Below are 25889 nucleotides of genomic sequence, written 5' to 3'. Positions count from 1 at the left end.
TCGTCGGCCCGGCCGCCGGCGCGCCAACCAAACGAAGGTCGCACGCCGTCGGGGTTGAGGTCGGGCGGCCCGATGTGACAAGTTCACGCCCGGGCCGTGTCGGCCCGTCACGGGAGGAAATTCATGAGACATTTCGCGCGACTTGCCGCGACCGCCATGGTCGCCGGCTTCGCCTTCGCCCCCGCTTCGGCCTCGGCCCAGCAGTTCATCAACGTGCTCACCGGCGGCACGTCCGGCGTCTACTATCCGCTCGGCGTTGCCCTCGCCAAGGTCTATGGCGACAACATCGAGGGGGTTAAGACGCAGGTCCAGTCGACCAAGGCGTCGGTCGAGAACATTAAGCTTGTTGCCCAAGGGCGCGGCGAGATCGGCTTCGCCCTCGGCGACTCGGTCAAGGCGGCGGCGGAAGGCAATGCCGAGGCGGGCTTTCCCGAAAAGGTGGAGAAGCTGAGGGCGATCGCGGCGATCTATCCGAACTATGTCCAGATCGTCGCCTCGAAGGATTCCGGCATCACCGATCTGGCAGGGCTGAAGGGCAAGGCCCTGTCGGTCGGCGCGCCGGCTTCCGGCACCGAGCTCAATGCCCGGGCGATCTTTTCGGCCGCCGGCATGAGCTATGACGATCTCGGCAAGACCGAATATCTGCCCTTTGCCGAATCCGTCGAACTGATCAAGAACCGCCAGCTCGATGCGACGCTGCAGTCGGCCGGCCTCGGCGTCGCCTCGATCCGCGACCTCGCCGCCTCGCTGCCGATCACCGTCGTCGCCGTTCCGGCCGAGATCGCCGAGAAGCTTGGCGCGCCGTTCCAGTCCGCCGAGATCCCCGCCGGCACCTATGACGGACAGGACAAGGCGGTCCCGACCCTCGCCATCACCAACATCCTGGTCACCTCTTCGGATGTCGACGAGGAGCTCGCCTATCAGATGACCAAGCAGCTCTTCGAGCATCTGCCGGATCTCGTCGCCGCCCACAATGCGGCGAAGGCCATCGATCCGAAGACGGCGGCGAAGAACCTGCCGGTGCCGCTGCATCCCGGCGCCGAGCGCTACTACAAGGAAGCCGGGCTGCTGTGAGGCGCGAAGGCTGAAGCAAGAGACGCGGGCGCCGGCGGGAGGATCTGCCGGCGCTGTTCTTTTTCAGTAAGGTCGTTCCGCTGCCGGCGTCCTGCCGTGCGGCGCGGCTTGCTGGAACAGATGGTAGGGCGCATATTCGGCCATGAGGATCGGCTGGAGTGACGAGAAGAATGCGATCCTCAGGCGCCAATACGGGTTTGGCTTCGAACGGATCGTCTTGGCGCTTTCACAAGAATGCCTCCTGGACGAAAGAGCCCATCCCAACGCCGAGCGTTATCCGCACCAGCGCCAATGGATCGTCGACCTCGACGGCTATGCCTGGGTCGTTCCCTTCGTCGACCGTCCTGACGGCGTGTTTCTGAAGACGATGTATCCCAGCCGCAAGGCGACACGGGAGTATCTGGAGAGCCGCAAATGAAACCCGGAAACGAGCCGCTGCCGGTCCTGGAGACGGACGAGGAGCGGGCCGAATATGAATTCAACGAAGCGGATGGCTGGGTCTCGATCGGCGAACTCGGCGAAAGGCGGGTGGCACTCAAGGAGACTGCCCTCGGGATGCTCAGAGGTTCGGGTCGCCAGCAGATCGCGATTTCGGTTTCGGAGCGGGATCTTGCTCGCCTGAAGCAGAAGGCGAGCGAAAAGGGCGTGCACTACCGCACTCTGATCGACACGATCCTCCACGACTATGCCGAGGAATGACACAAGATTGCGCGCCGCTGTGGAGCGTCCGGCTCCTCATCGAGCCCGGTTGCGTCGCCTCTGAAAGGCGGGTCATCCGGTCCGTTTCAGCAACCCTTCGAGATCTCCGCCGGAAAACACCGGCGCACGGCAGACGCGGTTTTCGCACAGCAGCGCCGCGGGCAGCCGCTCAGGCCTGATGCCGGCAATGGCGAGTTCCGCCGGCAGCTCCTCGGGCGAGCCGGCGAAAAGGTCGAGCCGGTCGAGGTCGACGGTGGCGAGGGCCGTTTTCCGCATCGCGTCGAACCGCTCTTCGCCCGGCTCTCCGAAGATCGCCAGCTCGCTGCCGCGGGCAAGTCGCCGGGAGGCGGCGAGAATGCCCGGATGGCCGGACACCCTGTCGCCGATGCGGGCCGCCGCCGCCGCCGCCGCGCGCTCGGCCGCCTCGATCACCGCGATGCGCCCCGTCGCCTGGCCGAGCAGCGAGAGCCCGTCGATGACGAGCGATGTGGCGCTCGCGACTGCCTCGTCCTGGTCGCCCCTCAGGCGAAACAGCACGTCGGCTGAATCGGACGCGTTGAGCGTGTGGCCGCCCTCCCCGTCGCCGTGCCAGCGTTCGAGCTCTTCGGCGAGCCACAGGCCGCGATCGAGATAGGTGGCGTCGCGGGTCTCGGCAAACAGCGCCGCGGCAGCCGCGATCAGCGCCCCATAGTCGGAGGAGAGTGCAAGGCCCGCCGTCCGGCCATCCCTTGCCGCATGGCGCAGCCGGCCATCCACCACCATCTCGTCCATCACGAAGGCGAAGGCGTCCTTCGCCATCTGCAGCGCCCGGTGGTCGTCGAGGATATAGGAGACCTCGCAGAGCGTCCGGATCGCCAGCCCGTTCCAGTCGGCGAGCACCTTGTCGTCGCGGCCCGGCCGGGCCCTCTTCTCGCGCGCCTCGAGCAGCCTTGCCCGCGCCTCGGCGAAATCCGGATCGTCGGTCCGCGCGCCGGGATGCAGCCGGTGGAGGATGGTCTTGCCCTCCCAGTTGCCGTCGGCCGAGACGTCATAGGCGGCGGCAAAGCCCGGCGCCGTGTCACCAAGCACGGCGTCGATCTCGCCTTTCCGCCAGACATAGAACGCCCCCTCCTCCGGATGCCCGTGCTCGTCGGGGCTGTCGGCGTCGAGCGAGGCCGCTAGACCGCCGCCAGGGGTCAGCATCTCGCGATGGAGCCAGCCGACGGTCTCCTCGATGCGGCTCCGGAAGAGGTCGTCGCCGGTGGCGCGGAAGGCCCAGCCGAGATGGCGCAGGAACTGGGCGTTGTCATAGAGCATCTTTTCGAAATGCGGCACCAGCCAGCGGTCGTCGGTGGAATAGCGGTGCAGCCCGCCGCCGAGATGATCGTAGATGCCGCCATTGGAGAGCGCCTGCATGGTCTTCAGGAAGGCGGCGAGATGCGCCTCATCGCCGGTTTCGAAGGCCGATCGGGCGAGGATTTCCATGAAGGGCGCGTTGGGAAACTTCGGTGCGCCGCGCATGCCGCCGCGGGCGGGATCGATCATGGCATGGATGCGCGCGGCGGCAGCGGCGAGGTCGAGACCGGCCGGCCCGGCATCGCCGCCCGTTTGCCCGCCTTTCTGCTGGCCGATCGCCGACTGGCCGATGACCGACTGGATATGATCGGCGATCGTCCCGGCGCTCCTGTCGATCTCGGCGCGCCGCTCCGTCCACGCCTTGGCGATCGCCTCCATCACCTGGACGAAGCCCGGCCGGCCATAGCGCGGCTCCTTCGGGAAATAGGTGCCGCCGAAGAACGGCCGCCCGTCCGGCGTCAGGAACATCGTCATCGGCCAGCCGCCCTGCTCGCCGAGTGCGTGCAGCGCCGACATGTAGAGATGGTCGATGTCCGGCCGTTCCTCCCGGTCGACCTTCACATTGACGAAGAGCCGGTTCATCACTCCGGCGACGCCCGCATCCTCGAAGCTCTCATGGGCCATGACGTGGCACCAGTGGCAGGCGGCATAGCCGACCGACAGGAGCACCGGGCAGTCGCGCGCCTTCGCCTCGGCGAGCGCTTCGGCCGACCATTGCCGCCAGTCGACGGGATTGTCCTTGTGCTGCAGGAGATAGGGGCTGACGGCATCGCCGAGCTGGTTGCTCATGGGGGTGCTCCGGCCTCGAGGTTGGAAAGCATGGCTCCGCCGCCACATCGAGATGGACGGCTGCGCGACGGGAGGGGACAGCTAGAGGGCGTGGGCGGCTCTTCGAGTGGGGGCGTGCCGCCGGTGCCAGCCGGCCAATGGAGTGACGGGGCTCGCCTGTCTCGACGCCGGGCGTCCTCCGGTCAATATGCCCGCGCCGCTTTTCGGGCTGCGCAAGGCCCGGTTCCGGTTTAAGGACAGGCGCCTTGGCCCTGAACGGCGCCGGATGGAGAAGACGGAGATGACGACTGCCTCGATCGCGCCTTTCGCCGCCTATGCAGCGGCCCTTGGCATCGCCGCCTTCATCCCTGGTCCCGGCGTTGCCGGGCTGGTCGGCCAGTCGCTCGGCAGCGGGCTCAGAGCCGCGCTGTTCTTTCTGGCGGGGCTTGCCCTCGGCGATCTCGCCTATCTGACCATCGCCGTCGCCGGGCTGGCGGCTCTCGCGGAAATCTTCGCCGAAGCCTTCCTCGTCGTGAAGATCCTCGGCGGCGCCTATCTCATCTATCTTGCCACTGTCTTCTGGAGAAACCGCGGCGGGCTCGCCGAGTTGCATGCGGCGAAGGCGAGGAGCGGGGCGAGGTCGCTGCTCGCCGGCTTCATGGTCACCCTCGGCAATCCCAAGACGATCGTCTTCTATCTCGCGCTTCTGCCTTCCGTCCTCGACCTTCGCGGCGTCGGCGTCTCGCAGTACGTGGTGCTTTCGATCCTGACCATCCTCGTTCTCTTCCTCGTCCTGTCGCCCTATGCCTTCGTCGCGGCCAAGGCCCGGGGCATGATGACGAGGCCGCAAGCCATCCGCCGGCTCAACCGCGCGGCCGGCGGAGTGATCGGCGGCGCGGGGGCGCTGATCCTCGGCGAAGCCGCGGTGGCGGCGCTAAGGCGGGTCTGAGACCGAGGCAGCAATGACGTTTCCTCATTTTTCGGCTTTGTTTGGTAGGGGTCCTCTCGAAACACCGATACCGCCCGGCAACTGGCCACCCTCACGCGTTGCAGCACTGCTCCTAGATTCTTGGGCCCCGTCCCGACAAGATTCACAGGTTGGGTGGGCTTCTTCGGCGTGGGAGAATGGCCGGCAAGCTTGAAGCTTCGTCATCCCGGCCCCTGAGCCGGGATCCATTCCTCAGCGGTGGAGCGGTCTGTTCAGTGCAGATAAAACAATGCCTTGGCAGCGGTCGCCGCGACGAAGGCAACGGTTTGGAATGGATCCCGGGTCGAGCCCGGGATGACGAAGTTTCGATGCTCTAACACCCTGTTGCGAGGTTTTCGACAACCCTCGCGGCCTTCATCGACGTGGGGCCGGCCCCGCCGCTGCGTCATTCTCGGGCCCCGTCCTGGGTATCCAGGGGCATCGCCATTCGGATGTCTTCAAGCGTCGCGCTCGCGGCTGCCATGTCGTAAGCTCCGGCCCTGACCAACGCCGAACACCGAGGCCGCCGGCCATGCATGCCGATACCATCGCAGCCCTTTCCTCCGGCGCGCTGCCGTCCGGGGTCGCCGTCGTCCGGGTAAGCGGGCCGGACGCCCGCAGCGCCCTCGAGCGGCTGTGCGGCTCGGTGCCGCCGGAGCGGCGGGCGAGCCTGCGCGCGTTCAGGGACGCGGCCGGCGGGCCGATCGACCGGGGCATTGCGATCTTCTTTCCGGGGCCTGAGACGGTCACCGGCGAGGATGTGGCGGAATTCCATCTTCATGGCGGCCGGGCGGTCGTCGCTGCCTGCCTCGAGGCGATCACCACCAGCGTCGGCACGCGGCTCGCCGAAGCCGGCGAATTCACCCGCCGGGCCTTCGAGAACGGCCGCATCGACCTGACCGAGGCCGAGGGGCTCGCCGACCTCATCGCGGCGGAGACCGAGGGCCAGCACCGGGCCGCAGTGCTCCAGGCGAACGGCACCCTGCGCAAGCTGTACGAAGGCTGGATGCAGCGTCTCACCGAGGCCCGCGCGCGGCTCGAAGCCTCCTTCGACTTTGCCGACGAGGGGGATGTCGGAGAGGATGTCGCCGACCGCCTGACGGCGGATGTCGCCGGATTGGTGTCGGAGATCCGCGCCCATCTCGTCCGGGCAGACCGCGGCGAGATCCTGCGTTCCGGCTTCAAGGTGGCGATCGTCGGCGCGCCGAACGCCGGCAAGTCGAGCCTTCTCAACGCGCTCGCCGACCGCGAGGTGGCGATCGTGACGGAGGTGCCTGGCACCACCCGCGACGTCATCGAGGCGACTCTCGATCTCGGCGGTATTCCAGTGCGCTTTTCCGACACGGCCGGGATTCGCGAGACGTCGGACAAGGTCGAGGCGATCGGCGTCGAGCGGGCCCGTGAGGTGATGGCGAAGGCCGATCTCGTGCTTGCGCTCGTCGACACCCAGCATGGCCACGGCCCCCTAGCCCGCTTCACCGAGCTCCTGTCTCACGTGAAACATCCCATGCTGCTTGCCGCCGACGCCTCCCATCAGGATCTCGTCGAGGGCACGGCGAAAGGCCGTCGGCGCATCCTCACCGTTCGCACCAAGGCGGACAGGCCGGCGCCGAGCGGTCTCGTTGCCCGCTTCGGCAACGAGTGGAACGATTTCCGTTTCGACTTTGCGATTTCCGCCAAGACCGGCGAGGGCCTCGACGCGCTGACGGACAGGATCGCCGAACTTGCAGCGGCCGCGGCCGGTACCGAAGGCGGCGGTACCAGCGAGGCGATCCCGCTTCGCACCCGCCAGCGCGATCTTCTCAACGAGACCCTGCGGATCCTCGAGGAGTTCGTCGGCAATTCCACCCTCCCCGCCGAGATCGGCGCGGAGACGCTCAGGCGGGCCGCCGACACGCTCGGCCGGCTCACCGGCAAGGTCGGCATCGAAGACCTTCTGGACGTGATCTTTTCGGAATTCTGTATCGGCAAGTGAGGAGTGGCCGATGGCGGCGACATTCACCATCCGTGCCGCGCGGGAGGGCGATCTCGCCGGGCTGAACGCCTTGATGAACCTTCCGAACTATCGGCAGGGCACGCTGCGCATGCCACATGAGAGCTTCGCGGGAACCCGGCAGCGGCTGTTCGATCGCGGACCGAACTTCACGCTGCTGGTTGTCGAAGCCGAAGGGACCATCACGGGCGCGGCGAGCCTGCTGCGTCTGCTCGGCCGGCGCAGCCATGTCGGGCAGATCGGCATGGGCGTCCATGACGATCATCTCCGTCAGGGGTTCGGAACGGCGCTGCTTCTGGAACTGCTGGCGCTTGCCGACGACTGGCTCGGCCTGTCGCGGCTCGAGCTCGACGTCATCGCCGACAACAAGCCGGCCATTGCGCTTTACGAAAGCCACGGCTTCGAGATCGAGGGACGCTTGCGGGCGGCGGCGCTGCGACAAGGCGTTCTGGTCGACACGCTGATGATGGGGCGTGTGAAGGAGCCGCCACGCCGCGGCGACGCCGGCTGAGGCCGAACCCCCGCTCTCTCGTTGCCGCGATCAGGCCGCGTCCTGGTGGATGCTGCGGATTTCCGCTGCGACCAGCTCCTGCAGACGCCAGAGATTGCGGTCGCGGATGCCGAACTCCTCGAGGTGCCGGACGGTGTTGTGGAGATATTCCGCGCAGGAGCCGGCATGGCCGCAGGCCCTCGCCAGCACATGCGCGACCTCTGCCAGTGGCAGCCGGCTGGCGATCCGCTCCCCGGTCGGCCCGGCCCAGAAGGTCAAGGCACGCAGCTTGCCCCCGGCGGTGTGAACGGGCACCCAGCGGGCCATCGAAAGGTTCTCGCGAAAGCGGATCTCGCGATAGAGCACCCGGCGCAGCTGCGCCTCGCGATCCTCGTCCCGCAGCCGGTAGATGACACCGTCGCAGCGCCCGCCGCGCTCCAGCGCCATCATCAGGCCCGGCTGTTCGGGCGAGCCGCGCCAGCGGGTCATCTTCAGGCAGAAGGAGCGGTGCCAGCCATAAGCAGTGGCCCGGCGGTGATCGATGGCGTCGAAATCCGGCTTCCAGATCAGCGAGCCATAGGCGAAGACCCAGAGCGGCTCGCCGTGGCTCTCGGCCAGATACTGCCGTGCCAACGCGTCGAGTTCATCCTCGTCGAGCGCCGTCCATCCCGGCTCCGGGCCCAGATCCGGCTCGGGCCGGATCGTCAGCGCCACGAGGTCCGGCGTCAGGGTGATCGCCGCGGCGGTTTCGGAAGGTGGTGCCATGAAGACTGCGATCGCCCCGGCTGGTGATATTTCAGCCACCCGCCCGTCCTGCCGAGAAATGAGGCGGGTTGGTTTCATGGCACACTATCGCAAGGAGCGTGGTCGTCCAGACCTCTCGGGTTGACAGTCCGTCGAAGGGCGTCGGGGGTGTTGCCGGGCCAAGCGGTCCCCGCGCCTCAGTCGTCGAAACTCAGCCGGTCGTAGATCTCGGCGAGCGGCAGTTCGAGGGCGACGGCGTCGAGGCGGATGACACGTTCGAGCCCGATCATTTCTTCGGCGGTCCACTTGCCGGCACTCTCGCTCGCCATGTTCCGCGACCAGACCAGAACCTGCGGCCGCTTTGGCTCGACGACGACGATGTGGCGCATCGTCGATACCTGCTTGTATTCATCGACCTTGCGCAGTCGGTCGAAGTCCCGCGTCGATGGTGAGAGCACTTCGAAGACGACGATGGGCTTGGCGGCGAGATAGCCGTCGGGGTCAAAGATGCCGCAGTCGATGCCGGCATCCGGCCGGCGGATCTGGCCGGGGAGGGTTTCGACCCCGATATTGGCAGTGAAAGCGCGACAAGGCGAGCGACGCAGCCGCTGGCCGATCCCGCCAAGAATGTTCACGACGAGGAGGTTATGGCCCATCGGCGCTCGTGGCTGAAGCAGTGGGAAGCCGTTGACGAGTTCGTAGCGCTCGTCCTGGCTCTCCTGCCAGGCGAAGAACTCGGCAGGAGTCGAAGCCCGGATCTCCAGAAGACTCATCGCATGCGACCTCCGGGGTGCCGGGACGGGCAACGACCGCAACATTGTTCCAAGCTGCGGTCTATCCTATAGGAACGGATGATAGAGCAAAGCGCACGGCGGCCCAACCGGGGATCCGCCGCTGGCGGCATCCTTGAGGGCGGCCGGGTGTAAGGGCGCAGTCCTCCGCTTTCGCCGACGACCTCTGCCCGGCCCGACCCGACGATTAAGACGACAGTCCGACCATCATGACCAAGACCCGTTCCCCTTCCCCCGTTCTGCCCGACATTCCGGTGAGCGCCGACGTCGTCGTCGTCGGTGGCGGCCATGCCGGCTGCGAGGCGGCGAGCGCCGCCGCGCGGGCGGGCGCGGCGACGATCCTCGTCACCCACCGTTTCGAAACGGTCGGCGCGATGAGCTGCAATCCCGCCATCGGGGGGATCGGCAAGGGCCACCTGGTGCGCGAGATCGATGCGCTGGGCGGCCTGATGGGGATCGCCGCCGACAAGGGCGGCATCCAGTTCCGCATGCTCAACCGCAGCAAGGGGCCGGCCGTCTGGGGGCCGCGCACCCAGGCCGACCGCAAGCTCTATCGCGCGGCGATGCAGGAGCTGATCGCCGCGACGAAGAACCTCGCCGTTGTCGAGGGGGACGTCTTCGACCTCTGCCTCGACGACTCGGGCGCGGTTTGCGGCGTCGTCTTCGCCGATGGCAGGTCGATCGCCTGCCGCGCCGTCGTCATCACCACCGGCACCTTTCTCGGCGGTCTGATCCATCTCGGCGAGCGGCAGATCCCGGCGGGGCGGATGGGCGAGGATCCTTCCCTCGGCCTCTCCGGGACGCTGCGCCGGCTCGGGCTGGAACTCGGCCGGCTGAAGACCGGCACGCCGGCAAGGCTCGACGGCAAGACCATCGACTGGGACAGTCTCGACCGGCAGCGGCCGGACGACGATCCGGTGCCCTTCTCGTTCCTGACGGAGCGGATCGACAATCCGCAGATCGATTGCGGCATCACCCGCACGACGCCGGCGACCCACGCGATCATCCGGCAGAACCTCTCCCGCTCGGCGCTCTATTCCGGCCGCATCGAGGGCGTCGGTCCGCGCTACTGCCCTTCCATCGAAGACAAGATCGTCAAGTTCGGTGATCGGGACGGCCACCAGATCTTCCTCGAACCGGAGGGCCTCGACGACGACACGGTCTATCCGAATGGCCTGTCGACTTCGCTGCCCGAGGACGTGCAGGAGGTATTCCTGCGCTCGATCCCCGGGCTGGAGCATGTCCGCATCCTGAAGCCCGGCTACGCCATCGAATACGATTACGTCGACCCGCGCGAACTCGACCGCTCTCTCGCCTTGCGCAAGGCGCCGGGGCTGTTCCTCGCCGGCCAGATCAACGGCACCACCGGCTATGAGGAGGCGGGCGCGCAGGGGCTCGTCGCCGGGCTGAATGCAGCGCGGCTCGCCGGCGGGTCCGCGCCCATCATCATCGGCCGCGCCGACGCCTATGTCGGCGTGATGATCGACGATCTGACGCGGACCGGCGTGACCGAGCCCTACCGGATGTTCACCTCGCGGGCCGAATTCCGCCTGTCGCTGAGGGCCGACAATGCCGACCGGCGGCTGACGCCGCTTGCCATCTCGCTCGGCATCGCCTCGGAAGAGCGTGCAAGACTCTTCGCGGAAGGCGAGGCGGCCTTCGTCGCTGCCCGCGGGGCGCTGGAAGCGGCGACCATCACGCCGGCAGAGGCCGGACGACACGGCATCGCCGTCAATCAGGACGGCCGGCGGCGCAGCGCCTGGCAGCTTCTTGCCCAGGGCGCCGTCGAATTCGAGCGGCTCCTTGCGGTCTGGCCGTCGCTTGCCGCGATCGACGACAAGACCTTCGCCAGGGTGAAGATCGAAGCGGCCTACGACGTCTATCTCGACCGCCAGAAGAAGGATCAGGAGCGGCTGCGCAGGGACGAGGCGCGGGAGATCCCGCCCGGCCTCGACTATGGCGCGATTGCCGGCCTGTCCAACGAGCTGCGCCAGAAGCTTCAGGCGCGTCGGCCGGCGACCGTTGCCGAGGCCGAACGCATCGACGGAATGACGCCGGCGGCACTGGCGCTCCTGCTCCTTGCCATGCGACGGGGTGCGCTTCTCGATGCGGCGTGACCGGCCGACACGCGCCCACCCGGCGGACCGTCGCGGCCCTCAGAGTGACCGCGAAGGCTCTTTTGCCGAGGGGACAGTCCTTCGCCCCAAACCCCATGCTTCGGCCAAGAAACCGATCAAGGCGAAGCGACCGAACGCCGGTGATGTTGCGGCGCAGCAAATCTCGGGCCGGGCCTGGTTCGCGCAGCACTTCGCCGTTTCACGTGAAACCATGGACCGGCTGGATATCTATGTGGGGCTTCTCACCGAGTGGCAGGCGCGGGTGAATCTCGTCGCTCCCTCGACGATCGGCGATGTCTGGCGCCGCCACATCGCCGACGCCATGGGTCTCGAAAAGCTGCTTCCGGCGTTCTCGCGCGGCGTCGATCTCGGCTCCGGCGGCGGTCTTCCGGCGCTGGTCGTTGCGGCGTGTCGGCCGGAAAGCTCCGTCGACATGGTCGAATCGAGCCACAAGAAGGCGGCGTTTCTCGCAGCAGCGCAGCGGGAAATGGGGCTGAAGGGCCGCGCCCATCCAGTGCGCATCGAGGCCGCGGGGCCGGTTATCGCGAGCGCTGAGGTCATCACCGCCCGGGCTCTGGCGCCGCTCGACGATCTTCTCGCCATGGTCGCGCCGCATGTTTCACGTGAAACCCGGTGTTTCTTTCCCAAAGGCCGCAGTCATGAACAGGAAATTGCGGCGGCGGCTGCCAAATGGCGATTCACCATGTTAGTTCATGTTTCCGAGGTCGAAGCTGATTCGGTCATCCTCGAGATTACCGATATCGCGCCTCGCCTCGGCTGACGAGCAGGCGCCAGGGGCGCGGAGAAGCCCGATCGCCGGCAGGCGAAGCTTCGGCCGATCGATGCCAAGACGTTGAAGAACATGGACTTTCAGCCAATGGACGTGGCAGCGAAGAAACCCATGCGGATCATCACGATCGCCAATCAGAAGGGCGGCGTCGGCAAGACGACGACGGCGATCAACCTCGCCACGGCGCTGGCGGCGATCGACAAGCGGGCGCTCCTCATCGATCTCGACCCGCAGGGAAACGCCTCCACCGGCCTCGGTATCGACAAGGACGACCGCGAGATCTCCTCCTACGACGTCCTGAAGGAGACCGCCTCGATCCGCGACGCGGCGATGGCGACCGCCGTGCCGAACCTGTCGATCATCCCCTCGACCATGGATCTCCTCGGCTTCGAGATGGAGATTTCCGGCGTTCACGGCCGCGCCTACCGGCTCCGGGACGCGCTGCATTTTCACCAGCAGGAACAGGCCGATTTCGACTTCGTGCTGGTCGACTGCCCGCCGTCGCTCAATCTCCTCACCATCAACGCCATGGCGGCGGCGGATGCGATCCTGGTGCCGCTGCAATGCGAGTTCTTCGCGCTGGAGGGCCTGTCGCAGCTTCTCCAGACGGTGGAGCAGGTGCGCGACAGCCTCAACCCGATGCTCGGGCTGCACGGCATCGTGCTGACCATGTATGACAGCCGCAACAATCTCGCCGCCCAGGTGGTGCGCGACGTGCGCTCCTATATGGGCGAGCACGTCTACGAGACGATGATCCCCCGCAATGTCCGGGTGTCCGAGGCGCCGTCCTACGGCAAGCCGGCGATCCTCTACGATATGAAGTGCCCCGGCAGCCAGGCCTATATCCAGCTCGCCTCCGAGGTGATCCGCCGCGAGGGGCGGCTGGTCGCGGCATGAGCGGGGCGAAGGAGAAGGGCGCTGGAGCGGCGGACGTGCAGGATGGCGATGCGGCGACAAGCCGGAAGACGGGCGAGAGCAGGAGATCTCCCATGAGCGAAGACAGATCGCGCCAGAGACTGGGCCGGGGCCTTGCCTCGCTGATCGGATCGGGCGTCGCCGCTCCCATGCGGCCGGTGCCGGGTTTCGATCCGCAGCCTGCCGCGCCGACGATCGCGCCGGAGCGCAGCGTCGCCCTTGATCGCATCAGCCCCAATCCGCACAATCCGCGCCGGACGTTTCGCGAGGAGGATCTTGCCGAACTCTCCGCCTCGATCCGCCAGCATGGCGTGGTGCAGCCGCTGCTGGTGCGCCCGCTTGCCGGCGACGGCGGACGTTTCGAGCTCGTCGCTGGCGAAAGGCGGCTGCGCGCCGCGACCCTGGCGGGGCTCGCCGAAGTGCCGGTGGTGCTGCGCGAGATCAACGATCGCCAGTCGCTCGAAATCGCCATCATCGAGAACGTCCAGCGTGCCGATCTCAACGCCATCGAGGAGGCGCTGGGCTATCAGGCGCTGATCGACGAGCACGGCTACACCCAGGCCGATCTCGCCGACGTCCTTGCCAAGAGCCGCAGCCATGTGGCGAACACGCTGCGACTTCTGAAGCTGCCGACCGACGTGCGCGCGATGGTCGAGGCCGGGGCGCTGTCGGCCGGCGCGGCCCGAACCGTAGTGACCGCCGATGATCCGGTGGGGCTCGCCCGCCGCATCGTCGCCGAAAACCTCTCGGTCCGCGAGGCCGAGGCGCTCGCCCGCGACCCCGCCGCCGAGGAGGCTCCGAAGCCGCGAGGCCGTGGCCGGAAGCCGGCCGGCGAGACGGCGAAGAGCGAGGCACAGATTGCCCAGGAGCAGCGGTTTCGCGAGGCGACGGGCCTCGACGCGGCGATCGCCGTCTCCGGCGGCAGGACGACGCTGACCGTCACGCTCGACAGCGAGGCCGATCTCGATGCGCTGCTCGAACGGCTGGAGCAGCGGGGAGGTGGCTACACCGCAGCCTTCACCGCGCCGCGGCTGCGCTCGCTTTAGAGCGCAGTGCGTCCGAACGCATGCGCAGAGGACGCTCGAAACTATTGAGTCGCAGCACCGTGCGGCCCGAAAATCGATTCCGATTTTCGGGCGATGTGCAGCGCGCAAGCCGGTCGCGTCGTCGGCCGCGACGAATCGCGGCGCCCATGGTCGCTGCCGCGGCACGAGCCCGTCGAGACTCGTTGTGGACGCCGTGGCCCCTTTGGCTCGGCAGTCCCCGATCGCGCCAGGGACGCCCTCAGTCGCCGGCGTAGTCCGCGTCGGTCACCTGCTCCATCCAGTCGGCGGGAAGCCCGTCCTTGCGCTCCTGTATGGCGATATGGGTCATGCTGGTGGTCGCGGTCGCGCCATGCCAGTGACGCTCGCCGGGGTCGATCCAGACGATGTCGCCGGGATGGATCGTCTCTTTCGGCCCACCGCCCCGGCGCACCCAGCCGCAGCCCTCGGTGACGATCAGCGTCTGGCCGTAGGGGTGGGTGTGCCAGGCGGTGCGGGCACCCGGCTCGAAGGTCACGCGGGCGACCTGCACCCGGGCGGGCTCGGGTGGACGCACGATCGGATCGATCCGCACATGGCCGGTGAAGTATTCCGAAGGGCCGGCCCCCGAAGGCGTTTCGCCGCTGCGTGTGATTTCCATCGGTTCCTCTCCCGTTTTCGTTGCATGATTTGCCGGGATGTCCTGCGGTTCAAGCCCGTTGCGGCGATTTTCCACGGCGGCAGCTACGAAACCCTGTCGATTGCCGGTCAAAACGTCGGGCCCTGCGGAAGAAACTCTTTGCCTTGCCGAACGGGAGGCGAGGTGATGATTGAAATAAGCCGGCTAAAGTCGCACAGTTCTAGCCAACGCATCAGCCCCGGCCGCGCGCCCGCAGCCGCGCCGCCTCGACCGCGGTGTCCATCAGCGTGCGATGGGTGATGGTGAGTGCCAGGCCGGCATCCTTGCGGCTGGCCAGAATGTCGGACTCGATCGCCTGCAGTCTCGCGTCGATGGCAGAGAGCGTCCAGGCGGCCAGTGCCGACTCCATCGCCGGTCGCCGGCGAAAATGCGGCCTGCGGCGGTCGATGGCGCGGCCGACGGGCTCGCCCCGTCTCTCGACGCCCTCCCGCAGCGCCTGCAGCTGCTGGAAATAGCGCAGCAGCGTCTGATGCAGCTGGAAGGTCGGTGTGCCGGCCGTCGCCAGCCGGTCGATCAGATGCGGCAGTCGTTTCACCTCGCCCGAAGCGGCCGCGTCGATGGCTTCGTCCAGGGCATCGGCCGAGACGTCGCCGACGATCGCCGCGACGTCCTCTTCGGTGACCGTCGGGGCGCCGAGTGCATAGAGGCAGAGCTTCTTCACCTCGCCGCGGGAGGCGATGCGGTCGGCGCCGAGCCGCGCCTTCAGAGCGTCGCGGGCGTCGCGGTCCATCGACAGGCCGGCATTCGAAAGCTCTTCGTCGATCATCTGGTCGAGCGCCCGGCCTTCGTCCTGATAGCAGGGAAGGGCCATTGCGTGGCGGCCGCGCTCGGCGTTGAGCCGAAGCCCGGCGCTCTTCTTCAGATCGCCCGCCTCGACGATCACCAGCGTGTCCTCGAGCTTCTCGCCGGAAAGTTCGCCAATGGCATCGGAAAGCGCCCGGCCGGCGCCGGCGCCGCGCACCCGCACGAGCCGCTTACCGCCAAGGAGGGAGAGGGCCTTCGCCTCGTCGAACAGCCGGCCGATGTCCTTTTCCAGCTCGTCGGCCGACAGCGTCACCGCCGCGAAAGGATCGGAAGGCTCGACGCCGAAATTCTTGGCGAGCTTGGCCGATCGCTCGGCGACGAGGCCGCTATCCGGCCCGTAGACGAGGACGAGCGAAAAGGAAAAGTCAGGCTGGGAGAGAAAGGCTTCGACTTCGCCGGCTTTCTTCTGCGCCAAGGCCAGGCTTCCTTTCAGCTGACGGCGGTCTTTCGGCCGCGCGGCTCCTCATCCACGCCGGAGCGCGCCCCGCTGACCGGGGAGGGGCGCTCAGTGGGCGCGACGCCCTAGAGCGTCGTGCGTTCAAATGGACGCACGAACGACGTTCCAAGTTATTGAATCTGCGCATCGGCCCGAAAATCGATTTCGATTTTCGGACCGATGCTGCAGCTCAGCCGCCGCTGCGCGACAGGGCGCTCGCCACCGCGAGTTCCAGCTGGCCGGCGAGCTGCTTGCTCGCCTCCTCGCGGGCATTCTTCAGGGACCGCTGGCTCTGATAGAGCTGGATCGTCTGGTCGTAGGGCACCGTCGCCGAGCGTTCGCCGGAAGCGACGACCTGCTGATCGGACAGCCGCACGAGCTGGTATTTCGCCCGCTCGATGTAGATGACCGAGCGCGAGACGCCCTCGCTCTCGACGATCGTGCCGCGGGCCTTGCCGCTGACCGACAGGCGCAGCTCGTAGACCGGATCGACCACCGGCCTGCCGCGGTTCAGCCGGAACAGGAGCTCGTTGCGCACCAGCTGGTCGGTGCGGGTGTCGGCCTCGGTGATGGCAATGCGGCCGGCATAGGGCAGCCGCGCGGCCTCGCCGCCGATATCGGTGCCGCCGACGCCGTGGGTGCCGTAGAGCGGGCCGGCGGTGCAGCCGGACAGCAGCCCCGCAGCGAGGGCCGCCACGGGCGCAAGGCGCAGCCATCGGCCTTTCGGCGAGCCCACGGCAGGAACGCGCCGGGCGCGATCAGACGACGACATTGACGATTCTCCCCGGCACCACCACCAGGCGTTTGGGCGCCTGGCCGGCCAGTGCCGCGCTCACCACATCGAGCGCCAGCACGGCCTTCTCGATCTCAGCTTTGCCGGCCGCGGCCGGCACGGTCAAGTCGCCGCGCTTCTTGCCATTGATCTGGATCGGCAGTGTGACCGTATCGTCCGAAAGCAGGCTGTCGTCCACCTGCGGCCAGGGCGCGGCCGCGGCAAGGCCGGTCTCGCCGAGCACCTCCCAGAGGCTTTCGGCAAGATGCGGCATCATCGGCGCGACGATGCGGGTCAGCATCGACAGCGCGTCGCGCGCGGCTGCCGTCTCGCCGGCATTGGCCGGGTCGATCTTGCCGAAGGCGGCGGAGAGCTGGTTGACCAGCTCGTGGACGCGGGCGATCGCCTTGTTGAAGGCGAGGCGCTCGATATCGTCGGAAACGCCGGCGACCGTGCGGTGGGCGGCCTTGCGGATCTCCAGCGCCGCGCCGTCGGTGCCGGGCGCACCGGCCGCGTTCGGAAGCTTCGGCGCTGTCTCGGTGACCAGCCGCCAAAGCCGCTGGACGAAGCGGTGGGCCCCCTCCACGCCGGCCTCGGACCAGATCACGTCGCGATCGGGCGGCGAGTCGGACAGGACGAACCAGCGGGCGGTGTCGGCGCCGTAGGAGGCGATGATGTCGTCGGGATCGACGACGTTCTTCTTCGACTTCGACATCTTCTCGATGCCGCCGATGTCGAGCGGCGTGTCGGTGGAGATGCGGGTCGCGACGCGGCGGCCGTCAGCCTCGACGATCCTCACATCGACGGGCGCCACCCATTCGCGGCCGTCGCGATAGGTCTCGTGGACCACCATCCCCTGGGTGAACAGGCCCTTGAACGGCTCGTCGAGGTCGAGATGGCCGCATTCCCGCATCGCCCGGATGAAGAAGCGCGAATAGAGGAGATGCAGGATCGCGTGCTCGATGCCGCCGATATACTGGTCGACAGGCAGCCAGGCATTGGCGGCCTGCGGGTCGGTCGGCTCGTCGGCGCGCGGCGCGGTGAAGCGCGCGAAATACCACGAGGAATCGACGAAGGTGTCCATCGTGTCGGTTTCACGTGAAGCATCGCCGCCGCAGACCGGGCAGGTGGCCTTGCGCCAGGTCGGGTGCCGGTCGAGCGGATTGCCGGGCTTTTCGAAGTCGATGTCGTCGGGAAGCTTTACCGGGAGATTTTCGCGAGCCTCCGGGACGACGCCGCAGCTCTCGCAGTGGAGCACCGGGATCGGGCAGCCCCAGTAGCGCTGGCGCGAGATGCCCCAGTCCCGCAGGCGATAATTGACCTTCCGGCTCGCCTGGGGTGCCCCGAAGAGATCGCTCGCCTCGAGCTTCTCGGCGACGGCCTCGAAGGCCTCGTCCGGGCTCTTGCCGTCGAGAAACTGCGAATTATAGATGACGCCGTCCTCGACATAGGCCTTGTCCGCGACCGAGAAGGCGACCGGATCCTCATGCGGCGGCAGGACGACGGGGCGAACCGGCAGGTCGTATTTGCGGGCGAAGTCGAGGTCGCGCTGGTCGTGGGCCGGGCAGCCGAAGACGGCGCCGGTGCCGTATTCCATCAGCACGAAATTCGCCACATAGACCGGCACGCGCCATGTCTCGTCGAGCGGATGCACCGCCTCGATCGCCGTGCGGTAGCCCTTCTTCTCGGCGGTCTCGATCGCCTCGGCCGAAGTGCCGGTGCGGCGGGTCTCGGCGATGAAGGCCTCAAGCGCAGGGTCGATTTCGGCCGCCTTCTGCGCTAGCGGATGGTCGGGGGCGACGGCGATGAAGGAGGCGCCATAGAGCGTGTCCGGCCGGGTGGTGAACACCGTCACCTCGCGCTCGCCGTCCGGGGCAGTCCCCTTGGCTAGCGCCCAGCGCAGCATCAGCCCTTCCGACTTGCCGATCCAGTTTCGCTGCATCAGCCGGACCTTTTCCGGCCACTCGGGCAGGCTGTCCAGGGCGCTCGCAAGATCGTCGGCAAAGTCGGTTATCTTGAAGAACCACTGGACCAGCTCGCGCTGTTCGACCTCGGCGCCGGAGCGCCAGCCCTTGCCGTCGATCACCTGCTCGTTGGCGAGCACCGTCATGTCGACCGGATCCCAGTTGACCTTCGACTTCTTGCGATAGGCGAGGCCCTTGTCCAGCATGTCGAGGAAGAGCATCTGCTGGCGGTGATAGTATTCGACGTCGCAGGTGGCGAACTCGCGCGACCAGTCGAGCGAAAGCCCCATCGACTTCAGCTGCTTGCGCATCGTGTCGATGTTCTCGTAGGTCCATTTCGCCGGATGGACCTTGTTCTGCATCGCGGCGTTCTCGGCCGGCATGCCGAAGGCGTCCCAGCCCATCGGATGCAGGACGTTGCAGCCCTTCGCCCGCTTGTAGCGCGCCACCACGTCGCCGAGCGCGTAGTTGCGCACATGGCCCATGTGGATGCGCCCCGAGGGATAGGGGAACATCTCGAGGACGTAGTATTTCTCGCCCGCCGCCTCGGTCTGCGTCTCGAAGAGCTTCGCGTCGGCCCAGGCCTTCTGCCATTTCGGCTCGGCGGTGCGGGGATTGTAGCGTTCGGTGGTCATCGGGGCATCTCGTCGGACAGTCACGCCGGGACAGAGATCGTCCCTGCTGAAGTTGTTCGACGGGTTATCCGTGAAGATGCCAAAGCGCAATGCCGGTGTCCCGGCGGCGCCACGGAACGGCGCGATTCCACTTCGCGAAGGCGGAGCGAGAACACCCGGTCGGGAACCGTCCCGGAGCGAGCGCGATAAGCGATTGATCGCCTGTCGCGACCGGGATAACCGCTCGAAGCCGCTGCCGGACAGAGCGATTGGCCTAATCTCCCAGCAAGGGAAGAGATCGATGCGTCGCGAATGGCACTCACCTTTCGGCGTTTGCCATGCGGTCGTGACGATAGCGCATCGGCCGAAGGACCCGCAGTTCTCCGGCCGGTGCCGTCTCGCAAACCTACTGCCGGCGCCCTTTGGTCAGGATACCTCCTTTGCAGGCCGTTAGGATGAGCCCAGCTTTTCGACGTCGGCAGAAGAGACGGGCGAGCCGCCGATGCGGATGATCGACGACAGCTGCCATTTGCCGGGGGAGTCCTTGTTGTCCTCGCCGTCCTCCAGCAGCGGATCGTCAGCAGGCGTCCAGCACGGTTGGCTATTCACCCAGCTCGACGGATCGCCCTTGAGGAGGCCCGCAAAGACCGCCGCGACGATGGTCGAGCCGAGAGGTCCCAGCTTTTCGCCGCGTTCGCGGATCTCGGCCTCCTTCAGGATATAGAACCAGAGCGCGTCTTCTGACGGATCGATGTCGATCGGATCGATGCAGAACTTCCTCGCGACGCTCGTGCCGGAGGGCAACTCGAAGCGCACGCCGCGCAACAGATTGCGGAAGGCGAGAATGTTCATGTTTCGCCCGCTCTCGCGGAGAAAGGCCAGCGCGTTAGCCATGCGGCTGTCGATCTTGCGCGCCATCTGTGGGAAGGGGCCCGACGAGGACTGAGTCGGCAAAAACCAGTCCCACTGGATGATGTTGGTTCGTTGCATGGCGCGAAATCCGCTGAGATCTTTGCGGCTGTCGCGGTCGGCCGGGTCCCCGGAGCGATCGAAGATTGGTGCGAAATTACCAAAGCCGCGGAACGGTTCGTTCGTCTGATAGCTGTTGCGGACCATCGAGTGGCCATAGCGATAAGCCGCGACGGCGAACTCCACCGGCATGAAGGGCATCTCCTTCCAGCTGTAGACGTGTTTCAGCCCGAGCTCGAGCGACTGTCCGGAGGGACCGAAGCTCTCTTTCTTGAGCGCCTCCTGGCGCACGTCATCGCGCAAGATTCGAGCGAGAAAATCGTGCCAGACGATCCATTGATAGAGCCAGCGCAGCGTCTTGCGGGCGGCTTCGAAGCTGTTCGCCGCGCCAAACGCACGAGCTCGGTCGGCAAGTGCGTTGTGGGCCTTGAGGAAAGCGAGCTGCAGCTGGGAGACCATGGCGTTTTCATCGTTGCGCATGTCGCCGATCAGCGCCCGTCCCTGGCCGTTACGCGGCAGGTCGGGTAGGCCCGTGGGCGTCGGCGTGCCGCTGCGCTGTTCGATGATCTCGCCGATCAGGAACTTGTCGACGATTTCCTTCCCGGATGCGTCGCGTACCACGTCGTCGCGGTCGTAGAGATAGGGGCTGTCATCAGGGCCGCGCCCATAGACATTGTCGAGATCGAGCCGCGGAGTCCGGTGATTGAGGAGGCCGGCCGGATCGTTCTCCCGCATCAGGCTGGAGGCGGGATCGAAGGTGATGTCATGGTCGACGAACTGGCCGAAATAGGTATAGCCGGCAGGCGTCGTCGAACTGAAGACGTTCTCGAGATCGCGGATCCGACCGCTGTCCTGGGCAATCTCCTCGGGCGTGACGCTATCGGCTTCAAGCATCTTTTCTGCGATCGCCAGAAGATGGTCGTCGAGATCGTTCGGCTTCTTCGGATCCACCGAGGGCGGGAACCACGGTTCGAGATCGCTGCATATGCGGCCGAACGGCCCTTGGTAGAATTTGGAACGAGGGGCTACGACGTGGTTTTCAAAGGTACCGCCATGGGGCATTGGACTACTCTCCTGGTTGCATATAAAACCAAGGGTAGCATAAATTGCCGTAACGTCACAGTGCCTGAGAGCCGATGTACCGGTATCAGATGACAAGGAATCAGATTCGTGCGACCAAATCGGCATGCACGGCGCAGGACGATAGCCTTGTCGATCCGAGATGCAGCCAATACCCTCGAAAGTCTGACGAAGCGGCGAGGTCCTATCCGATGTCCACGCTGCCGCCGGGCGCCAGCGCCACAAACCGTCCGGGGTCGATCCCTTGCTCCGATAGCGCTGCCTGCAGCAGATGAGCCGGCTCTTCATGGGGCTCGTCGGTGAGCTGGACGGTCCCCCAATGGATGGCCATCGCATTTTGCGCGCCGACGTCCTGAAAAACGCTCACCGCCTCTTCGGGATTCATGTGCTGGGCCTTCATGAACCAGCGGGGCGCATAGGCGCCAATGGGGATCAGTGCGAGATCGGGGGCGCCGTGGCGCGCGGCGATGTCGCGGAAGATGCGCCCATCGCCATAGCCGCTGTCGCCGGCGAAATAGACCGTCAGGCCGCCGGCCTTCACCACGAATCCGCACCACAGCGCCATCCTCGTGTCGCGGATGCCCCGGCGCGACCAGTGCTGGGCCGGGACGATCGCGACGCGGGCATCGCCTGCCGCGGAGCGTGCGGACTGGTGGCTTTCACCGTCGACCGGCCCTCGAACGACGCCCTCGGCGAGCGCGATCTCGTCGCCCCAGTCGCCGGCGACGACGTCGATGCCGGCGATCGCGCGGGACAGGAGCGCGTCGTTGCCGAGCGCCGTGACGATCTTCGGCCGATGGCTCTCATGCAGGCGCCTCAGAGTGTGCAGGTCGCAGTGGTCGTAGTGATTGTGCGACAGGAGCACGAGGTCGATCGGCGGCAGGTCCTCGAAGCGGATGCCGGGCGCGGCGACCCGCTTCGGCCCGGCGAATGTGCTGGGGCTGACGCGATCGGACCACACCGGATCGGTGAGGATGTTGAGCCCAGCGAGTTGGATCAGCACGCTGGCATGGCCGACCATCGTCGCCTTCAGGCCGGCGACGCGGGGAACGGGGAGGGCGGGTGTCACCGGAACATGGCTCGGCCATTTCGCCCGCTCGCCGTTGAACTGCCATTTCAAAAGATCCCTGAACCCGCGGTCGGTGGGCGAATGGCCGGGATTGAAGAAGCGGGTCCCGTCGAAATGGTCGGAGACGAGGCCGGAGTAGTAGGGGTTTTTGGCCATGGTCATGCCCTTGCTTCAAATCATTTCGGGTCCAGAGCGGAGTGCTCCGGATGGATGCGCAAGGCGCTCTCATTTTGAATCCACGCATCGTGCTTTCCGACAATCGATTCCGATTTCCGGGCCGATGCTGCAGCGGTGGCGACTCGAGGCGAGCCCGCCGGTGGAACGAAAAAGGCCCGGGCGGTTCCCCACCCGGGCCATGGCGACACCAACGCGGCATCGCCTCGATCGTTGCCTTCTGAACTTCCTCAGCCCTTCTTGTTCTGCCGGTGGTCGATCAGATCGTCCACCACAGCCGGGTCGGCGAGGGTCGAGGTGTCGCCGAGCGCGCCGAAATCGTCCTCCGCGATCTTTCTGAGGATCCGGCGCATGATCTTGCCGGAGCGGGTCTTCGGCAGGCCGGGGGCGAACTGGATCTTGTCCGGCGAGGCGATCGGGCCGATCTCGTTCCTGACATGGGCGACGAGCTCCTTGCGCAGCTCGTCGGAGCCTTCCTGGCCCTCCATGAGGGTGACGTAGCAATAGATGCCCTGGCCCTTCATGTCGTGGGGATAGCCGACGACGGCGGCCTCCGACACCTTCGGATGGGAGACCAGCGCCGATTCCACCTCGGCGGTGCCCATCCGGTGGCCGGAGACGTTGAGGACGTCGTCGACCCGGCCGGTGATCCACCAGTAGCCGTCCTCGTCGCGCTTGGCGCCGTCGCCGGTGAAGTACTTGTTCTTGTAGGTGGCGAAATAGGTCTGCTCGAAGCGTTCGTGATCGCCATAGACGGTGCGCATCTGGCCAGGCCAGCTATCGGTGATGCAGAGATTGCCCTCGGTGGCGCCGTCGAGGACTTTGCCTTCATTGTCGACGAGCTGCGGCTGGACCCCGAAGAACGGCCGCGTTGCCGAGCCGGGCTTCAGGTCCGTCGCGCCGGGGAGGGGGGTGATCAGGATGCCGCCGGTCTCGGTCTGCCACCAGGTATCGACGATCGGGCAGCGCTCGTCGCCGACGACCTTGTAGTACCACATCCAGGCTTCCGGATTGATCGGCTCGCCGACCGAGCCGAGAACCTTCAGCGTTTCACGTGAAGCGCGCTTCACCTTGTCGTCGCCGGCGCCCATCAGCGCGCGGATCGCCGTCGGCGCGGTGTAGAAGATGTTGACCTTGTGCTTGTCGACGACGTCCCACATGCGGCCGGCATCGGGATAGTTCGGCACGCCCTCGAACATCAGCGTCGTCGCGCCGTTGGCGAGCGGGCCGTAGACGATGTAGCTGTGGCCGGTGACCCAGCCGACATCGGCGGTGCACCAGTAGATGTCGCCGTCGTGATAGTCGAAGACGAATTCATGGGTCATCGAGGCATAGACGAGGTAGCCACCCGAGGTGTGGACGACGCCCTTCGGCTTGCCGGTCGAACCCGACGTGTAGAGGATGAACAGCGGATCCTCTGCGTCCATTTCCTCCGGCGGGCAGTCGGTGGAGGCGGCGTCCCGCGCCTCGTGCCACCAGATGTCGCGCCCCTCTGCCCAAGCGATCTCGCCGCCGGTGCGCTTGACGACGAGGACGGTTTCGACGCTCTGGCCGGCTTTTGCCGCGATCTCGCAGGCCTTGTCGGCGTTCTTCTTCAGCGGGATCTTCTTGCCGCCGCGAAGGCCTTCGTCGGCAGTGATGAGGACGCTCGATTGGGCGCCTTCCAGACGGCCCGCCAGCGCATCCGGCGAGAAGCCGCCGAAGACGACGGAATGGATGGCGCCGATCCTGGCCGAGGCGAGCATGGCATAGGCCGCCTCCGGGATCATCGGCATGTAGATGGTGACCCGGTCGCCCTTTTTGACGCCGCGATCCTTGAGGACGTTCGCCATCCGGCAGACTTCCTCATGAAGCTCGCGATAGGTGATTGCCCGCGAATCCTTCGGATCGTCGCCTTCCCAGATGATCGCCACCTGGTCGGCGCGGGTGTCGAGATGGCGGTCGACGCAGTTGGCGCAGACATTGAGGATGCCGTCCTCGAACCAGCGAATGTCGATATTGCCCGGCTCGTAGGAGGTGTTCTTGACCTTGGAGTACTGCCTGACCCAGTCGATCCGCCGCCCGTGCTCGCCCCAGAAGCCGTCCGGGTCCTCGACGCTCCGCCTGTACATCGCACGATAGTTGTCGTCATCGAGCTTGGCGCGCTGTTTCCACTCGTCCTTGACGGGGATCGTCGTCATGGCTTCCTCCCATTGCTGCTCTTGCCGCCGTCGAGGCGGTCTCCTCCCGCCCGAACTTACGGCGAGAGGTTCATCATGGTCTAGGTGACGGCCCTTAGACTTTCGGCAAGCCCCGTTCGGGGGTGTCGCGAAGGCGTGACCCGAGCCCGGGCCTTGAGAAGCACTGCGCGCTCTAGCCAAGCGTTCCGATGACCACTCCCATGATCAGGAAGGCGCCCAGCCAGTGGCCGCCATTCACCAAGGTCAGCCTGCGCGGCCGCGCCTCGAAGGAGTGGTCGACGACCATCGCCGCGAGGACGAACCCGGCCCAGACCATCAGGGCGTTGACCAGCGCATTGCCAAGGGTGATGCCGCCGATATGGGCGGTCAGCCCGGCGAGCATCTCGGCGATGACGAAATAGGCGATGAAGACGACGACCAGCGGCGCGATCTTCAATCCCGGCCGTCCCTCGTAGCCGGGGGCGGTCATCCAGCGCTTTTCGAAGAAGCGGTGCCAAAGGAAGCCGAAACCGAAGGCGAGCAGGGCGGCAAGAAATGCGGGAAGGGGATTGGCGGCGGCGGCAAGGCCCATGGATGATGCTCCGGAAGGTGGTGCGGCCCTGAGGCGGGCTTGTCCTCGCCAACGCTTCAGCCCCGGCATCGTTTCCGGCGGCCTGTCCTACCCTCTGGGCGTCGGCGCGTTCGACGCAGCGGTGGGCAGCGCGACCGATGCGGCGGGCAATGATCGCAGATGCAATCTCGAATTGTTGATATTAAACGAACTCGTCCCGTAATTGCGGCGACGAAGATTGGATGCAAGCTGCTCGCGCCACATCGTTCATGGGAGAAAACACGATGGCTCACAGACGCATCCTCACAGCCGCCGCGGCGGCCGCTTCCCTTGCTGCAGCGACCTTTGCCGCCGCCCCGCCGGCCGCCGCGCAGACCGCCGCCTGCGTCAACCTCCTGGTTGGCGCCGGCTATTCCGCCTGGATGGGCGTCCAGGTCGGCAAGGGCATCACCTGGTCCTCCAGCTTTCCGATCGGCAAGACCCGCTGCATCCGCCTGCCGGTGGAAGGCATGGTCCAGGGCACGCCCTATTCGGTGATCGTCTCGGCAGCCCTCGGCAAGCGCGTCACCTGTTCGCCCGACAATCTGACCTATTCCTCGTCGACGCCCTATTCGGTCGTCTTCAACGCCTGGGGAACGTCACTGTCGCCGAAATGCGCGATGCCTGACGCCGAGACGACGACCGGTGCGGAATCGGCCGACATGGATACGACGGCGGCCGGCCAGCGGGCGCTCGAGGAGTTCCTGAGCAAGGGCCCGCAGGAATATTCCGGCGAGTGAGGCCGGAACTGCCGCGCGTCTTGCGGCAAACGACGTCATGCGGCCGGGTTGGGGCGAGCCCTCCGCCCGGCCGCATTGCGCCAGGATCGCCGT

Annotated in this window: 22 protein-coding genes; 11 read left to right on the top strand and 11 right to left on the bottom strand. The window is 66.5% G+C overall.

Annotated features, from left to right (window positions below; translation table 11 throughout):
* Nucleotides 1-123: 123 nt before the first annotated feature.
* The 3 genes from E3C22_RS21780 to E3C22_RS21770 all read left to right on the top strand — a co-directional run bounded on the left by E3C22_RS21780 (nucleotide 124) and on the right by E3C22_RS21770 (nucleotide 1773).
* Complete coding sequence (locus tag E3C22_RS21780; RefSeq protein ID WP_134763995.1) at nucleotides 124-1074, top strand: TAXI family TRAP transporter solute-binding subunit; 951 nt, start codon at nucleotides 124-126, stop codon at nucleotides 1072-1074.
* Between the two features lie 142 nt (nucleotides 1075-1216).
* Complete coding sequence (locus tag E3C22_RS21775; protein ID WP_134763994.1) at nucleotides 1217-1492, top strand: toxin; 276 nt, start codon at nucleotides 1217-1219, stop codon at nucleotides 1490-1492.
* Nucleotides 1489-1773, top strand: a complete 285-nt coding sequence (locus E3C22_RS21770) for a DNA-binding protein (protein WP_245515130.1) — start codon at nucleotides 1489-1491, stop codon at nucleotides 1771-1773. Before E3C22_RS21775 ends, E3C22_RS21770 begins: the two co-directional genes overlap by 4 nt.
* A gap of 72 nt (nucleotides 1774-1845) precedes the next feature.
* On the opposite strand, the gene E3C22_RS21765 is transcribed toward E3C22_RS21770, so the two are convergent.
* Nucleotides 1846-3897, bottom strand: coding sequence for a thioredoxin domain-containing protein (locus E3C22_RS21765; RefSeq protein ID WP_167591862.1), 2052 nt, complete (start codon nucleotides 3895-3897; stop codon nucleotides 1846-1848).
* 280 nt (nucleotides 3898-4177) lie between these two features.
* Between E3C22_RS21765 and E3C22_RS21760 the strand changes: the two genes are divergently transcribed.
* From E3C22_RS21760 to E3C22_RS21750, 3 genes are all read left to right on the top strand, one after another.
* Nucleotides 4178-4825 (top strand): LysE family translocator, encoded by a 648-nt coding sequence (locus E3C22_RS21760; protein ID WP_134763992.1) that lies wholly within the window; start codon nucleotides 4178-4180, stop codon nucleotides 4823-4825.
* Nucleotides 4826-5375: 550 nt separating this feature from the next.
* Nucleotides 5376-6818: a tRNA uridine-5-carboxymethylaminomethyl(34) synthesis GTPase MnmE gene (mnmE, locus tag E3C22_RS21755; protein WP_134763991.1), complete on the top strand. Its 1443-nt coding sequence runs from the start codon at nucleotides 5376-5378 to the stop codon at nucleotides 6816-6818.
* Nucleotides 6819-6828: 10 nt separating this feature from the next.
* Entirely contained in the window at nucleotides 6829-7347 is a 519-nt protein-coding gene (locus E3C22_RS21750; protein WP_134763990.1) for a GNAT family N-acetyltransferase, read from the top strand.
* Nucleotides 7348-7377: 30 nt separating this feature from the next.
* Here the strand turns inward: E3C22_RS21750 and E3C22_RS21745 are convergent, their stop codons facing one another.
* Together E3C22_RS21745 and E3C22_RS21740 are read right to left on the bottom strand one after the other, a co-directional pair.
* Nucleotides 7378-8091, bottom strand: coding sequence for a gamma-glutamylcyclotransferase (locus E3C22_RS21745; protein WP_134763989.1), 714 nt, complete (start codon nucleotides 8089-8091; stop codon nucleotides 7378-7380).
* A gap of 176 nt (nucleotides 8092-8267) precedes the next feature.
* Complete coding sequence (locus E3C22_RS21740) at nucleotides 8268-8843, bottom strand: Uma2 family endonuclease (protein ID WP_167591861.1); 576 nt, start codon at nucleotides 8841-8843, stop codon at nucleotides 8268-8270.
* 227 nt (nucleotides 8844-9070) lie between these two features.
* On the opposite strand from E3C22_RS21740, the gene mnmG reads away from it, so the two are divergent.
* The 4 genes from mnmG (at nucleotide 9071) to E3C22_RS21720 (ending at nucleotide 13729) form a co-directional block, all read left to right on the top strand.
* Nucleotides 9071-10978 (top strand): tRNA uridine-5-carboxymethylaminomethyl(34) synthesis enzyme MnmG, encoded by a 1908-nt coding sequence (mnmG, locus tag E3C22_RS21735; RefSeq protein WP_134763987.1) that lies wholly within the window; start codon nucleotides 9071-9073, stop codon nucleotides 10976-10978.
* Complete coding sequence (rsmG, locus tag E3C22_RS21730; protein ID WP_134763986.1) at nucleotides 10968-11759, top strand: 16S rRNA (guanine(527)-N(7))-methyltransferase RsmG; 792 nt, start codon at nucleotides 10968-10970, stop codon at nucleotides 11757-11759. Before mnmG ends, rsmG begins: the two co-directional genes overlap by 11 nt.
* A gap of 96 nt (nucleotides 11760-11855) precedes the next feature.
* Nucleotides 11856-12665: a ParA family protein gene (locus E3C22_RS21725; RefSeq protein ID WP_425365003.1), complete on the top strand. Its 810-nt coding sequence runs from the start codon at nucleotides 11856-11858 to the stop codon at nucleotides 12663-12665.
* A gap of 92 nt (nucleotides 12666-12757) precedes the next feature.
* The gene (locus E3C22_RS21720; protein ID WP_134763984.1) at nucleotides 12758-13729 is read left to right on the top strand and encodes a ParB/RepB/Spo0J family partition protein; all 972 of its coding nucleotides are present in this window, start codon (nucleotides 12758-12760) and stop codon (nucleotides 13727-13729) included.
* A 238-nt stretch (nucleotides 13730-13967) separates the two neighbouring features.
* Here the strand turns inward: E3C22_RS21720 and E3C22_RS21715 are convergent, their stop codons facing one another.
* The 8 genes from E3C22_RS21715 to E3C22_RS21680 all read right to left on the bottom strand — a co-directional run bounded on the left by E3C22_RS21715 (nucleotide 13968) and on the right by E3C22_RS21680 (nucleotide 25038).
* Nucleotides 13968-14366, bottom strand: a complete 399-nt coding sequence (locus E3C22_RS21715; RefSeq protein WP_134763983.1) for a (R)-mandelonitrile lyase — start codon at nucleotides 14364-14366, stop codon at nucleotides 13968-13970.
* Nucleotides 14367-14577: 211 nt separating this feature from the next.
* Nucleotides 14578-15624 carry a DNA polymerase III subunit delta gene (gene holA / locus E3C22_RS21710; RefSeq protein ID WP_134763982.1) on the bottom strand — a complete coding sequence of 349 codons (1047 nt, stop codon included), beginning with the start codon at nucleotides 15622-15624 and terminating at the stop codon, nucleotides 14578-14580.
* 211 nt (nucleotides 15625-15835) lie between these two features.
* Nucleotides 15836-16417, bottom strand: coding sequence for a hypothetical protein (locus tag E3C22_RS21705; protein ID WP_134763981.1), 582 nt, complete (start codon nucleotides 16415-16417; stop codon nucleotides 15836-15838).
* Nucleotides 16404-19016: a leucine--tRNA ligase gene (gene leuS / locus E3C22_RS21700; protein WP_134763980.1), complete on the bottom strand. Its 2613-nt coding sequence runs from the start codon at nucleotides 19014-19016 to the stop codon at nucleotides 16404-16406. Before leuS ends, E3C22_RS21705 begins: the two co-directional genes overlap by 14 nt.
* Nucleotides 19017-19445: 429 nt before the next feature.
* The gene (locus E3C22_RS21695) at nucleotides 19446-21026 is read right to left on the bottom strand and encodes a peroxidase family protein (protein WP_167591860.1); all 1581 of its coding nucleotides are present in this window, start codon (nucleotides 21024-21026) and stop codon (nucleotides 19446-19448) included.
* 202 nt (nucleotides 21027-21228) lie between these two features.
* Nucleotides 21229-22275, bottom strand: a complete 1047-nt coding sequence (locus tag E3C22_RS21690; RefSeq protein ID WP_245515129.1) for an MBL fold metallo-hydrolase — start codon at nucleotides 22273-22275, stop codon at nucleotides 21229-21231.
* Between the two features lie 242 nt (nucleotides 22276-22517).
* Nucleotides 22518-24467, bottom strand: a complete 1950-nt coding sequence (gene acs, locus E3C22_RS21685) for an acetate--CoA ligase (protein WP_134763978.1) — start codon at nucleotides 24465-24467, stop codon at nucleotides 22518-22520.
* A gap of 172 nt (nucleotides 24468-24639) precedes the next feature.
* Nucleotides 24640-25038: a DUF1761 domain-containing protein gene (locus tag E3C22_RS21680; protein ID WP_167591859.1), complete on the bottom strand. Its 399-nt coding sequence runs from the start codon at nucleotides 25036-25038 to the stop codon at nucleotides 24640-24642.
* A gap of 263 nt (nucleotides 25039-25301) precedes the next feature.
* On the opposite strand from E3C22_RS21680, the gene E3C22_RS21675 reads away from it, so the two are divergent.
* On the top strand, nucleotides 25302-25796 hold the full coding sequence (locus tag E3C22_RS21675) for a hypothetical protein (protein WP_134763976.1): 495 nt from the start codon (nucleotides 25302-25304) through the stop codon (nucleotides 25794-25796).
* Nucleotides 25797-25889 lie beyond the last annotated feature (93 nt).

This window comes from Jiella endophytica, assembly GCF_004519335.1.
GTDB lineage: Bacteria > Pseudomonadota > Alphaproteobacteria > Rhizobiales > Rhizobiaceae > Jiella > Jiella endophytica.
Note: the sequence above shows the minus strand (reverse complement) of the source record. Positions and strands in the feature narration are given on the sequence as shown.